General features: G+C 40.6%; 11 protein-coding genes. 3 read left to right on the forward strand and 8 right to left on the reverse strand.

Annotated features, from left to right (window positions below):
- Positions 1-64: 64 nt before the first annotated feature.
- Both ASU35_RS15900 and ASU35_RS15905 read right to left on the reverse strand, forming a co-directional pair.
- On the reverse strand, positions 65-394 hold the full coding sequence (locus ASU35_RS15900) for a branched-chain amino acid transporter permease (protein WP_058353965.1): 330 nt from the start codon (positions 392-394) through the stop codon (positions 65-67).
- On the reverse strand, positions 384-1073 hold the full coding sequence (locus tag ASU35_RS15905) for an AzlC family ABC transporter permease (RefSeq protein WP_058353966.1): 690 nt from the start codon (positions 1071-1073) through the stop codon (positions 384-386). The genes ASU35_RS15900 and ASU35_RS15905 overlap by 11 nt, the downstream gene beginning before the upstream one ends.
- Positions 1074-1164: 91 nt before the next feature.
- Between ASU35_RS15905 and ASU35_RS15910 the strand changes: the two genes are divergently transcribed.
- Entirely contained in the window at positions 1165-1926 is a 762-nt protein-coding gene (locus ASU35_RS15910; protein ID WP_058353967.1) for an SDR family NAD(P)-dependent oxidoreductase, read from the forward strand.
- Here the strand turns inward: ASU35_RS15910 and ASU35_RS15915 are convergent.
- From ASU35_RS15915 to ASU35_RS15940, 6 genes are all read right to left on the reverse strand, one after another.
- Positions 1923-3302, reverse strand: coding sequence for an aldehyde dehydrogenase (locus ASU35_RS15915; RefSeq protein ID WP_058353968.1), 1380 nt, complete (start codon positions 3300-3302; stop codon positions 1923-1925). The genes ASU35_RS15910 and ASU35_RS15915 overlap by 4 nt on opposite strands.
- 72 nt (positions 3303-3374) lie before the next feature.
- Positions 3375-4913 carry a Na+/H+ antiporter NhaC family protein gene (locus ASU35_RS15920; RefSeq protein WP_058353969.1) on the reverse strand — a complete coding sequence of 513 codons (1539 nt, stop codon included), beginning with the start codon at positions 4911-4913 and terminating at the stop codon, positions 3375-3377.
- Positions 4914-4987: 74 nt separating this feature from the next.
- Entirely contained in the window at positions 4988-6493 is a 1506-nt protein-coding gene (gene galT, locus ASU35_RS15925; protein ID WP_058353970.1) for a UDP-glucose--hexose-1-phosphate uridylyltransferase, read from the reverse strand.
- 32 nt (positions 6494-6525) lie between these two features.
- Positions 6526-7464 (reverse strand): transketolase family protein, encoded by a 939-nt coding sequence (locus ASU35_RS15930; protein WP_058353971.1) that lies wholly within the window; start codon positions 7462-7464, stop codon positions 6526-6528.
- Complete coding sequence (locus ASU35_RS15935; protein ID WP_341417504.1) at positions 7452-8300, reverse strand: transketolase; 849 nt, start codon at positions 8298-8300, stop codon at positions 7452-7454. Before ASU35_RS15935 ends, ASU35_RS15930 begins: the two co-directional genes overlap by 13 nt.
- 38 nt (positions 8301-8338) lie before the next feature.
- Positions 8339-9964, reverse strand: coding sequence for an aryl-sulfate sulfotransferase (locus ASU35_RS15940; protein ID WP_058353973.1), 1626 nt, complete (start codon positions 9962-9964; stop codon positions 8339-8341).
- A gap of 441 nt (positions 9965-10405) precedes the next feature.
- Between ASU35_RS15940 and ASU35_RS20335 the strand changes: the two genes are divergently transcribed.
- Together ASU35_RS20335 and ASU35_RS15955 are read left to right on the forward strand one after the other, a co-directional pair.
- Entirely contained in the window at positions 10406-10660 is a 255-nt protein-coding gene (locus tag ASU35_RS20335) for a transposase (RefSeq protein WP_058353974.1), read from the forward strand.
- A gap of 944 nt (positions 10661-11604) precedes the next feature.
- Complete coding sequence (locus ASU35_RS15955) at positions 11605-12690, forward strand: transposase (RefSeq protein ID WP_058353976.1); 1086 nt, start codon at positions 11605-11607, stop codon at positions 12688-12690.
- The last annotated feature ends 347 nt before the right edge of the window (positions 12691-13037 follow it).

Raw genomic sequence — 13037 nt, forward strand, 5'->3', positions numbered from 1 at the left:
AAAACGAGGTAAAAGTCAGTAAAATTAAGTGTTTTAGCTTAATCAGCAGACACTAATTAGAAAATTAAAATACACTCTGAATTAATATCATATAAAATACTGTGCCTGCCATAATACTCAGTAAGGTATTGCGTTTCCATATATGGATTCCTGCTACGATGATACAGGAAACCACTTCTGGAATTCCATACGGATATTTTGTTATGCGAATCCCTTTCAAGCAATATACTACTAGCATTCCCATTATTGCGTATGGAAGAACCTTTCCCAGATAATTAATAGATTTCGGTGTCTTTTTTTCATTTCCTAACAGAATAAATGGCAGAAAACGAAGAATCATTGTTACAAATGCAATAATCACAATACATATAACAGGATATAGTTTAATACTCATTAAAAATCTCCTCTCTGCCTCGCACCGTAAGTAACACTGCAGTAATGACCAGCATAGCCGGAATAAGAAAATTGTCTGCACCAAACACAAGCAAGCATATCAGGGTTGTAATTACCCCAAGAGCTGCCGGAAAATGATTTGTTACGTTACGCCACTGATCGATAAAAATAGTAATAAATAACGCAGTTAACGAAAAGTCTATTCCCTCTGTATTAAACGGCAGTATAGAACCAAGCAAAGAACCTATTACGCTGCCACTAATCCAGTATAGCTGATTTAGCAAAGAAACCATCAGATAATATTCTTTTGTGTGTTCGTTTTTATCTGTACCAACAAGGGAATAGGTCTCATCTGTCAGGGAAAAAATCAAATAAGGCTTCACCTTTCCCATATCCTTATACTTTTCTATCATAGAGATACCATAAAATAAATGTCTTGCATTTACCATCAGTGTTGTCAGGGCAATTGTTAGGTAAGAGGCTCCGCCAGATATCAAATTAATTGCAACAAACTGCATAGAACCAGCATAAATTAACAGGCTCATGGCAATAGCCCAGATAATACCATACCCTTTCGTTTTTAATACAATTCCAAATCCAGCACCAAGAACCAGATATGCTGCCATAACAGGAAGGGTTGCAACAAAGGCCTTTTTTAACGTATGCATATATTTTTTCATTTCATTTCTCCTCGTTTGCTTCTTAGGATGACAAACTCTCCATTTATGTGATAAAATTAAATATATTTTATATATTAAAAGGGGGATTTTTATGTACGCTGTTATTACCGGTGCTTCCAGTGGAATTGGCAGAGAGCTGGCTCTTTTGCTGGCAAAGAAGGGCTGCAATCTGGTTTTAGTAGCCCGCCGCAGGGAACGTCTGGAGAAAATGAAAAAAGAGCTGGAGTCTCGCTTTTCTATTACTGTAGAACCATATGTCTGTGATTTGAGTGACCGCAAGGCCTGCCTTGCTTTGTGTGAAAAATACCAGGATTATCCGGTTGAGATTCTGGTTAATGGAGCCGGCTTTGGAAAAATAGGTTATATTACAGAGGTTCCTCTGGAGGAACAGCTTTCTATGATTGATACCAATGTAGCTGCTCTTCACATTCTGTCACGGCAGTTTGCAAAGCAGATGGAGAAAGGCTATATTTTAAATATCGCCAGTATTGCTTCCTTTCAACCGGGAGCCTTTCTGGCTACCTATGGAGCGACCAAGGCCTATGCAGCCAGCTTCAGCATGGCCCTTGGCTATGAGTTAAAAAAACAGAATAAAAATATTTCTGTTACTACCCTTTGTCCAGGGCCTGTGGATACTGAGTTCCATCGTGTTGCCGGTACCAGCTTTTCTCTGCCTTCCATTAGTGCCAGGGAATGTGCAAAAGAAGGCCTTCACGGCATGTTCCGGAAAAAACGCCTTGTCATTCCTTCCCTTACCACAAAGGTCTCCTATCTGGCTGTTAAATTTTCACCTCTGGATATTGTCATCCCAATGACCTATCAGATTCAAAAAAGTAAAGTAAAAGATTTTTAGGATAAAAATCGATGGATAAATTTATCCTTCGCCTTGGTATATGGCTGGTATCTTACGGAAAGATCCGGCCATTTTCCTTTTTTCACGATACTGGTATAATGGGTAAATGCCGCAAAGCCATCTTTTCCATGGTAAGAACCCATACCACTCTCTCCTACACCTCCAAAGCCCATCTGACTCGTTGCCAGGTGAATAATCGTATCATTGACACAGCCGCCGCCAAAACGACAATGTCCCTGGATATAGTTCACCGCACTTGGACTCTGACTAAAAATATAAAGGGCCAGAGGATGCGGCAGACTCTCTACCTTCTCCACAGCCTCCCAAAGGCTTCTGTAGGTTACAATTGGAAGCACCGGTCCAAAAATTTCTTCCTGCATTACCGGGGCATCATAGGTCACATCAGAAAGAATCGTTGGTTCAATCCGCAGTTCTTCCTCATTATAGGCACCGCCCCAGACACATTTTTCCTTATCAATCAGTGAAGTCAGCCGATGGAAATGCTTTTCATTCACAATTCTTCCATAGTTCTTATTTGCCAGAGGATATCTTCCATACTGCAGCTGTACCTCACGAATCAACTCAGAAACCAGCTGTTCCTTAATACTTTCATGGCACAGAATATAGTCCGGTGCTACACAGGTCTGCCCACAGTTCAAAAATTTTCCAAATACAATCCGGCGGGCTGCTAAAGAAAGGTCTGCCGTCCTGTCTACAAAGCATGGACTTTTACCGCCAAGCTCTAAGGATACCGGTGTCAGATGCTTCGCTGCCTTTTCCATGACAATTTTCCCTACATTCATGCTTCCGGTAAAGAAAATATAATCAAATTTTTGATTCAGAAGCTCTTCATTTTCTTCCCGTCCACCCTGCACAATAGCAACATATTTCTCCGGGAAAGCTGCCTTTAACACTTTTTCGATAACCAAAGCTGTGTGAGGTGCATAAGCACTTGGCTTAACTACTGCTGTGTTACCTGCTGCCAGAGCATCTACCAATGGCTCTATCGTCAGCATAAATGGATAATTCCATGGACTCATAATCAGAACTGTTCCATAAGGCACTGGTCTACGGATACAGACTGATGGGAACTGCGCCAGCTCCGGCAGCACCAGCTGATCCCTGGAAAGGCTATCCAGATGACGGAGCATATAATTGATTTCACCTAACACCAGCGTAAGCTCAGACATAAAGCCCTCTGTCCTGCTTTTTCCAAGATCCTCAAAAAGAGCCTTTAAAATGTCCTCCTGTTGGCGTCCAATCTCCTTCTTTAACCGCATCAATGCCTTCCTACGAAAAGATGTATCTCTCGTTTTTCCCGTTTTAAAAAAGCTCTGCTGCCTTTCTACAATTTTTTTTATTTTTACTGCTTCCATAGCTTCACCTCTATTTTTAAGTCCTCTAACTCATCATTATCCAGAGGACTCTAACATCTCAATCCTTCTACTTTAATGATTTACATTAGAATAATCAATTGGCATTTTTTCATAGCCCTTCTTATTTGCAATAAATAAGGCAAGAAGCATAAGTCCCAAAGCAACTGCAAATGGTAATGCAAAGCCACCAATAAGACCCATTAACAAATATCCTACTGCACTGCAGCTAGCTACTACCGTTGCATAAACAAGCTGTGTGGATACATGGTCCAGATGATTACAGCCAGCTCCCGTAGAGGAAAGGATTGTCGTATCAGAAATCGGTGAAATATGATCTCCATAGACAGCTCCACCCAGAATAGCTCCCAAAATAGGAAGTGCCAGATGACTGGTCTGTGGTGAGGTACAGATGGTTCCTGCAATCGGAATCAAAAGTGCCATCGTTCCCCATGAAGTTCCGGTAGCAAAGCCAAGGAAACCAGCTACAACGAAAATTAACATTGGCAGAATAAATACAGGGAACTTACCACTGGATACAATCTCTCCTACATAAAGTCCGGTTCCCAGGTGTTCTGAGTTACAGATACCACCAATCGTCCATGCAAGAATCAGAATGATATCTGCACCAACCATGGATTTTACACCTTCACCGATACAATTAAAGAACTCCTTAAAGGAAAGTATTTTTCTTGGAACATATAGCACAGCCGTAACAATCAGAGCACCAAAGCTTCCCAATACAAGAGAAAATGCAGAATCGCAGTTTCCAAAGGAATCAAAAAGCCCCGTCTCGCCACTAAAGCCACCGCCCGTATAAATCATAGCTAAAATGGAAAATACAATCAGAGACAGGATTGGAATAATCAAATCCATAACCTTTCCATTTTTGTTATAGGCATCAATTGTCTCTTCCCTAGCCGCCGCTTCATTAGAGAACAAGTCTCCTTTTTCAATGGCATTTTTTTCAAACTTCGCCATCGAGCCAAACTGAAGCTTAGTGGTGCAGACAATCACTACCATAATAATCGTCAACAATGCATACATATTAAACGGAACAGCCTTAATAAAGGTCCCCATACCATTTCCAATGTTGGCCTCTTCAATGTAACCTGCTACAGAAGCTCCCCAACTGGATACCGGTGCAATAATACAAATCGGAGCTGCTGTTGCATCCAGAAGATATGCAAGCTTTGCTCTGGAAATTCTGTGCTTGTCTGTAACCGGCTTCATAACAGTACCTACGGTAAGACAGTTGAAATAATCATCAATAAAGATGATACAGCCAAGAATACCGGTCGCCAGAGAAGCACCACGTCTTGTCTTAATCTTTTTTACTGCCCAGTTACCATAGGCTGCAGAACCTCCGCCCTTTGTTACAATAACAACCAGTGCACCTAAAAGTCCAAGAAAAATCAGAATATTAACATTATCTGCCATTCTCTCACCCATAACTGCAAAGGTTGTCTCAATCATACTCATAGGGCTACCATGGGTAAAAATCAATGCTCCTGCTAAAATACCTATCAGAAGAGAGGAAATAACCTCCTTCGTTGCAAGAGCCAGTACAATCGCAATGATTGGTGGAATAATTGATAACCATCCAAAATGCATTGTGTGTACACCTCCTAGTAAAACAATTTCCGCGTTTCTTATCCTATATTTTTCCGCGTATGTACACTTTACCACTAAAAGATTAACTTTTCAATAAATTTTTCAAATTCTCTGGCACCTTTTTCTGTTCTTTTGTAAACACCGGCATCTTCCAAAACCCGAGAAAATACAATACCTATTTCTTTTTGCAAAATATTATTTACATTTTTTTCCGTAAATTGTTCATAATTTACAGAAAATTCCTCCACCCAGTCCGTATGCTTTGCAATTTCCTCACAGCTGCGAATATCCTTTCCTTCTGTCAGATATTCTGCCAATAGCTCCATCTCATGCTTCAATCTCGCCGGAAGGACAGCAAGCCCCATAACCTCAATGAGACCGATATTTTCTTTTTTAATATGATGAAGCTTTGCATGTGGGTGAAATACTCCCAACGGATGTTCTTCCGTGGTCAGATTATTCCGAAGTACCAGATCCAGTTCAAAAAGCTCACCACGTTTTCTGGCAATCGGTGTGATTGTATTGTGAGGCTCTCCATCCGTTTCAGCAAAAATACCTGCCTCCGGATCACTATAGCCTCTCCAGGCAGCCAGAATCTTTCCTCCCAGTAAGATTAGCTGCTCCGTGTCCTTACCTGCAATCCGGAGTACAGACATCGGCCATTTAACAATGCCCACACTGATATCTTCAAAGCCCTCTATCGTAAAGTTTTTTTCTACCGGTGCCTTTGCCATCGGAAACTCATAGCTTCCGCCCTGAAAATGCTCATGGCTTAAAATAGATCCTCCAACAATCGGTAAATCTGCATTAGAGCCTACCATATAATGTGGAAACTGCTTTACAAAATCAAAAAGCTTTCTAAAAGCTGCTTCATCAATTTTCATCGCTGTATGCTCTCTATTAAACACAATACAGTGCTCATTGTAATAGACATAGGGAGAATACTGAAAGCCCCAGGACTGACCGTCAATTGTTACCGGCATAATCCGGTGATTCTGCCTTGCCGGATGGTTCATCCTGCCTGCATAGCCCTCATTTTCCATACAGAGTAGACACTTCGGATAACCGCTCTGTTTTGCCAGCTTTGCAGCTGCGATTGCTTTTGGGTCCTTTTCCGGCTTGGAAAGATTAATTGTAATGTCCAAAGTGCCATATTCCGTTTCAGCCTTCCATTTCATATCCTTTACAACACGATAGCGGCGGATATAGTCACTGTCCTGGGACAGCTTATAGTAATAGTCGGTCGCTTCCTTAGGACTGTTTTTATAATGTTCTCCAAACTTTCGGATTATCTCACTCGGAGCCGGCACCATAAGTCCCATCAGCTTTGTATCAAACAAATCCCTAGCAGTAATATTATCTTCAATAATCCCAGCCTCGCAAGCATAAGAAAGAAGCCCCTCTAAAATGTGAGGAAGCTCCTTTTCTTTTGCAGCTTCTGGTTCTTCATATTCCGAAAGCTCCAGTGCCTCCAGAATACGATTTGTTATATAAATATGATCCTCCTTCTTCACAAGTCCCTTTTCTTCACCATAAGAAACCAAATCCTTTACATACTGATATACACAAGCTGCTTCCATGTTCTATTTTCCTTTCCTGTACAAAAGACGGTCTATAAAAACGCTTTTACCTTTGCAGCGATGCTTTCTCTATCCAGACCATATTTTTTAATCAGCTCAAGTGCTGGTCCTGATTCACCAAAGGTATCCTGCACACCAATTTTTAATACCGGAGCCGGATAGCTTGCACATAAGGCATCACATACTGCACTTCCCAGACCACCAATCACAGAATGCTCTTCTACGGTAACAACCCTTCCTGTTTCCTTTGCTGCCGCTACAATCAGCTCTTCATCCAGAGGCTTGATTGTGTGAATATTGATAACCTTTGCCTCAATACCCTCTGCTGCCAGAAGCTCGGCTGCCTGAAGACTTTCATTTACACAAAGTCCGGTCGCTACGATTGTAACATCCTTGCCTTCTCTTAATACAACACCCTTGCCAAGCTCAAATTTATAATCCGCTCTGTCATTGATAACAGGAACTGCCAGACGTCCAAACCTCATATATACCGGGCCATCATGCTCAAAGGCCGCCTTTACTGCTGCTTTTGCTTCCACGTCATCCGATGGGTTAATTACTACCATGCCCGGAATCGTCCGCATCAGAGCAATATCCTCATTACACTGATGAGTCGCTCCATCCTCACCCACAGAAATACCTGCGTGGGTCGCACCAATCTTTACATTCAGATGTGGATATCCGATAGTGTTTCTTACCTGCTCATAAGCTCTTCCTGCTGCAAACATGGCAAAGGAGCTTACAAAAGGAACCTTTCCTGTAGAAGCCATACCTGCTGCAATTCCCATCATATTTGACTCTGCAATACCACAGTCAATATGCCTTTCCGGAAATGCCTTTTTAAAAATACCGGTCTTTGTAGCCGCTGCCAGATCGGCATCCAATACATATAAATTATCATGCTCCTTACCAAGCTCGGCTAAGGCATTGCCATAGCTCTCTCTTGTTGCGATTTTTTTTACTTCTGACATAATGCTTCACCTGCTTTCTCTAATTCTTCCATTGCAATCGCATACTGCTCATCATTAGGAGCTGTTCCGTGCCAGCCTACCTGATTTTCCATGAAGGAAACACCCTTACCTTTAATACTCCTGGCAATAATGGCTGTAGGCATACCCTTGGTTTCTCTTGCCTCTTTAAAGGCTTTATCCAATGCATCAAAATCATGGGCATCCACATTAATTACATGGAAGTTGAAGGCTTCAAACTTTTTGTCTATTGGATATGGAGAGCATACTTCTTCTACGCTTCCATCTATCTGCAGATTATTATTATCTACGATGACAACAAGATTATCAAGCTTTCTGGCACCTGCAAACATAGCTGCCTCCCAGATCTGTCCCTCCTGGATTTCACCATCACCAAGCAGGGCATATACTCTGTAATCCTCATGGGAAAGCTTTGCAGACAATGCCATACCTACCGCTGCAGAAAGTCCCTGTCCTAAAGAGCCACTGGACATATCAACACCTGGAATATGCTTCATATCCGGATGTCCCTGAAGGTAGGAACCTACATGACGTAGTGTTACCAGATCCTCTTTCGGGAAAAAGCCCTTTAACGCTAATGCAGCATACATTCCCGGTGCACAATGACCCTTGGAAAGCACAAAACGATCTCTGTTGGCCTTTTTCGGATTCTCTGGGTCTACATTCATTTCCTCAAAATACAGATATGAGAAAATTTCAGCGGAGGATAAAGAGCCTCCCGGATGTCCTGCCTTAGCGGCATGAACAGAAGTAACGATACCCTTACGGATTTCGTTTGCCATTTTTTGCAGTTCTAATTTGTTCATCTGTTTAACCACCTTTTTAATTATTATTAAAGCTTATATGGTTAAGGCTCCTATTGGAACCAAAAGCCCTTCATATCCTTTTTATACACCTTTGGTGTATAGTTGCTTATATGGTATTTAAAGGTGAGGATTGCCTTTCCCTTTTCATCATATTCAGATACAGAACAATCCTCTGCCGAATTGACAATCCAATGTCCCCTATAGGCCTGCACACTATTCTCACGAACAGATTCCGGTAACTCAAAAGAGCTTTCCAGATAGTAGGTTCCATCCGATTCATTAATCGTGTATTCTGCCAGACTGGAGCTTTTTCCTGCCTTATTATTATTGTAAAAGGCTACCCGGAAGGTTCTGTCAGCCGCCAGGCTGTCATCCACCAGCCTTAACCCAGTTGGCTTAAAAGGCTCTGCCGTAGCCTCTTCATCAGCATAAGAAAGCCTTGTCACATCTGCCTTTTTCCATACTTTCTCTGGTCCGATTACATAGGCGAGAGTAGGATTTTCGCTGAAAATATTCTGAATCCGAATCAGACTGGAAAGCTTTGCTGCATTTATCAATACTCCGTTACTTCCCATCATGACTAAAGAATCAGCCTTAAGCCAGTTCTTTTTCTTTGATACACCCTTAATAATTGAAGTCAGGGAGATTTCCTTTCCAAATTTTCCTGTCTTCATATCCAGTGTCAAAATACGGTCTCCTGTCGTCTTAGCATTCTTTTTCGTAGTCAGAAGAACAATATGTCCATGTCCATCATAGGCAAAATCTCCGGATAGCCTGTGGCTTTCCAGGTTATAGGTCTCTGTTACCTGCCCCAGTCGGTTCACCGTACAAAGGCCGCTCATACTATAATTATAAAACAGTTCATTCCCAAGCTCTAAAATCTCCAAGACACGGCCACTTACTGTTGGCACAGCTCCGCGAAGAACACCAGAATTATCGTAAATCCAGATACCCCTTGGTGCCTTTTTATTTTCCCAGTCATGCCCCAGGAAAAAATAGAGTCCCTGGGATATCTGCTCCAGACTCTTACCATCAATCTCCATCAAATGGCTGTTGACGCCCTTTATTTCCGGCAGATTGACACTATAGACCTTGCGGTTTTTAAGCTCACCCTGTGCATCATAAAATTTCAAAATAATAAAATTTTCCTTTCCAGGAACTAATCCTACTATTTGGTATTCATGCTCCTTCTTCCCGCTGACTCCAGGACAGGCACGGTTAAAATCTGCCGTTTCACCATCTTTTATATGAACTGTATATTCAACGCTGTAAGCGTCCACTGTCTGAAAATAAAGGTACAGAGACAACTCATTTGTCCCAAAGGGATTATAGGACCACAAAGGATTGTCCATATTATAGCTGTTCTTTTTTTTCAGCCGCTCCAATTCCTTTGCCGTCCTTTTTGAGTTTTCCTTATTATAGATAGCCTTGACCGATTCATAGGTAAAGGTAGTAACATTTTTATTTTCTCCGTCTAAATACAGAGGAATTATCTTATCGTCCGATACGTCCTCCTGCTCTACTCCATATACTTTTTTATCCAGCTGCCGCTCTACTAGCTTTTCCTGCTCCTTTTGCACTGTCTTAGCACTTTTCATTAGAAAAACAGTAGCTCCTCCCAAAAGAAATAGCATAACAATGCTGGTAATCATTGCTGTTTTTAAATACCGTTTCATCTCATTATCACCTTATATCCTTAGTTTAAAAGTTATATATAAAATTTACCTCATATCAGGTGAAAATGCAACTGTTTTCGACCACAATTATCGTTCACACAAAAGTAAAATTCAAACTAAACTTGTGCAGGCTATCTGGCTATTGCGACAAAACAATCCGATTGAAATATTACCAAAAACTACGCCCGCAAGTATTCCAAAACACATGCCCAAAGACATACAAACCCCAACTTTATGTTTAGATTCCGCTCCCTTTTTTTCTCTAATCTTATTGTTTTTATTCATACACAATGCACCTTTATATCAATATCATTACCATTAAAACAATTTCCAAAATCACACATACCAAGACTTTAGGAACTACAGTCTCAAACTCAGCAGATATTGAATACGGATATGTCATAAACAGATAATGGCCATACTTTGTATGTGCCAGAGAAAATGTTGAATAGGAATAATAAACACGTTAAGACAGTCACACGGGACAGGGCAAGTGCGTATTCGTCTGCTATCCATGAAATACTGCCGGATGCTATGCAGATAGAGGATCGATTCCATCTCCATCAAAATCTTCTGGAAACCATTAAGAATACAGTAACTTCTGTGATTCCCGTAGACGTCCGGATTCCTATAGACTATGGAACAAGTAAAACCGCTGCAGCTGCCGTGGAGCCTTGTAAAAAAAATGCATTGTGATGTGGATAAACCTCTGGATTACAATGAAAAAAGTGTACAGCTGTATTATGCAATCCATGAATACTCAGAAGCCGGATACAGCAAACGTGCGATATCTAAAACGCTTCATTGCAGCAGAAATACAATGACCAAATATCAAGAAGTACTATCTTTCGTTTCCTATGGGTGAACCACGAGATAACTGCTCGTCATAAATCATATCTGATGGATACCTATCCGCAGCCTAGGACGCTGATGTCCTGCATTCGGGAATTCCGGGAGATTTTTCAAAAGAAAAGCATGCCGTGCTTATATCTGTTTATTAGAAAATGCAGTAGCCAGCCCTTTATCCAATGGTTTTGTTAAGGGGACAAACAGCAAATTGAAAATGATAAAACGTACCATGTATGGTCGTTGTAGCAAGGAGTTATTGGCCGCAAAGCTTATATTGTTAAATGGGTAATACGGATAATTGCGGAAGAACCCTCACCGGTCGGAATATACATCCTTCAGGCTTTTTTTCGTGGCCTCCGGATCTGGTAATAAAAGTTGCTTGTATGAATATGATGTTCCTCGCGCCAGCATTTATCAGAAAGACCACTGGAACGGTATTCCTGGTTCAGATTGATCCACTCCTCATCGGTACGTCTTGGATTTCTTTTTCTCATGTGTAATTTCAATTATTCCCGAAAATCTTTGTAGTAATCAAAAGAGTTCCTATATTTATAAACGAGTATAACAAAAAATTCATTATTCTATAAATGAGCAAGTTCGTGATTTTGCATAAAAAGAAAGACACCTTAAATCGTTTGTGTTGTATAATGAAAGTGACAAAACAAACATTGCAACATTTACGAAAGAAGGTGCCTCTCGCAAATACTATACATCATTCTACATTCTTATACAACCAGTTTAAGAAATTAAATTTATGCAAATCTTTTTCGAACAGAGTGATCGGTCATCTCATGAGTATTCTGATCAGTATCTTTATCTCAGGTTACCATGGAAAGACTACCGACTTTGCACAAAACAGTTCCTGCCACAGAACTACCATCGCCCATTTCCTCAATTCCGGGAAATGGGATGATACCTTACTGGAAAATACGTTAAAATCCTCCATAGTTGAAATTATTTATTCAGAAGCACAGCGCACCGGAAAGCCTGTTTTCTGTATTGTGGATGATACCATAGCTTCAAAGACAAAGCCTTCGTCACAGGCTCTGCATCCAATTGAAGATGCGTATTTCCACCAGTCCCATTTAAAGGGAAAACAGGATTATGGTCATCAGGCGGTTGCTGTTATGCTTTCGTGCAATGGCATTATCCTGAACTATGCTTTTGTCCTGTACAATAAATCCATTTCCAAGATTGATATTGTGCAGAACATTGCAAAGGAACTGCCAGAACCTCCGGTCATGTCATATTTCCTTTGTGACTGCTGGTATGTTTCTGAAAAAATAATCAACACATTTGTACAGAAGGGGTTCCATACCATTGGAGCGTTAAAAACAAACCGCCTGCTGTACCCATCAGGAATGAAAAAGAAGCTCAGCGAACTTGCTGCTGAATTATCGGTAACAGAGAAGGGATTTGACCTTGTGACCGTCAAAAACCGAAGATATTATGTGTACCGGTATGAAGGAAACCTGAATGGTATCGAAAATGCGGTTGTTCTTTTAAGTTATCCTGAAAAGGCATTTGGAAATCCCAAAGCACTGCGAGCTTTTATCAGCACAAACGTGGCGTTATCAACACTGGAGATCCTTACCTGCTATGTGTGCAGATGGCCGATAGAGGTCTTTTTCAGACAATGTAAGACCCGGCTGGCACTGGATACCTATCAGATACGTTCCTCAAAGGGGATCCAAAGATACTGGTTGCTGATGTCAATGGCACATTATATCTGTGTTATAGGCACTGGACGATATCAGTCTTTCCAGGAAGGACATCAACTGATTCGCAGTATCATTCAGCAGGAAAAGTATCAATATCTGTTTCAATGTGCAAAATCCAGCATTGATTTTGAAGCGTTTATGAAATTAGCAGGATAGTTTTGTGCATTTTTTCAAATTTGCTCATTTATAGCATTATTATTAAAAGTATCAACTTAACTATGGTATAGTTATTATTTATGCACAAAATATCTTTAAAATTTCTTATACTATACAGACTATAAAATATAGGTATTGTAAATAAAATAATCAAAAAAATTACTTTAACAGATAAACCCAATCCTTGTCCTAAAACCCAAAAAAATAACAACAGTGAAACAGGTTCTCTGATGGATAATATTGCAAACAAAATATTTAAAATTTTATATTTTTTTAAAAATATAAAATAATAATTAGTGTCTGCTGATTAAGCAGACATTTGCAACTTCCAACTCTTACATCTGCTC

The organism is Acetivibrio ethanolgignens (assembly GCF_001461035.1).
Classification (GTDB): domain Bacteria; phylum Bacillota; class Clostridia; order Lachnospirales; family Lachnospiraceae; genus Velocimicrobium; species Velocimicrobium ethanolgignens.

Coding starts and splice junctions, on each gene's coding strand:
- ASU35_RS15900 (WP_058353965.1), bottom strand. CDS start 394: ATGAGTATTAAACTATATCCTGTTATATGTATTGTGATTATTGCATTT.
- ASU35_RS15905 (WP_058353966.1), bottom strand. CDS start 1,073: ATGAAAAAATATATGCATACGTTAAAAAAGGCCTTTGTTGCAACCCTT.
- ASU35_RS15910 (WP_058353967.1), top strand. CDS start 1,165: ATGTACGCTGTTATTACCGGTGCTTCCAGTGGAATTGGCAGAGAGCTG.
- ASU35_RS15915 (WP_058353968.1), bottom strand. CDS start 3,302: ATGGAAGCAGTAAAAATAAAAAAAATTGTAGAAAGGCAGCAGAGCTTT.
- ASU35_RS15920 (WP_058353969.1), bottom strand. CDS start 4,913: ATGCATTTTGGATGGTTATCAATTATTCCACCAATCATTGCGATTGTA.
- galT (WP_058353970.1), bottom strand. CDS start 6,493: ATGGAAGCAGCTTGTGTATATCAGTATGTAAAGGATTTGGTTTCTTAT.
- ASU35_RS15930 (WP_058353971.1), bottom strand. CDS start 7,464: ATGTCAGAAGTAAAAAAAATCGCAACAAGAGAGAGCTATGGCAATGCC.
- ASU35_RS15940 (WP_058353973.1), bottom strand. CDS start 9,964: ATGAAACGGTATTTAAAAACAGCAATGATTACCAGCATTGTTATGCTA.
- ASU35_RS20335 (WP_058353974.1), top strand. CDS start 10,406: ATGTTGAATAGGAATAATAAACACGTTAAGACAGTCACACGGGACAGG.
- ASU35_RS15955 (WP_058353976.1), top strand. CDS start 11,605: ATGAGTATTCTGATCAGTATCTTTATCTCAGGTTACCATGGAAAGACT.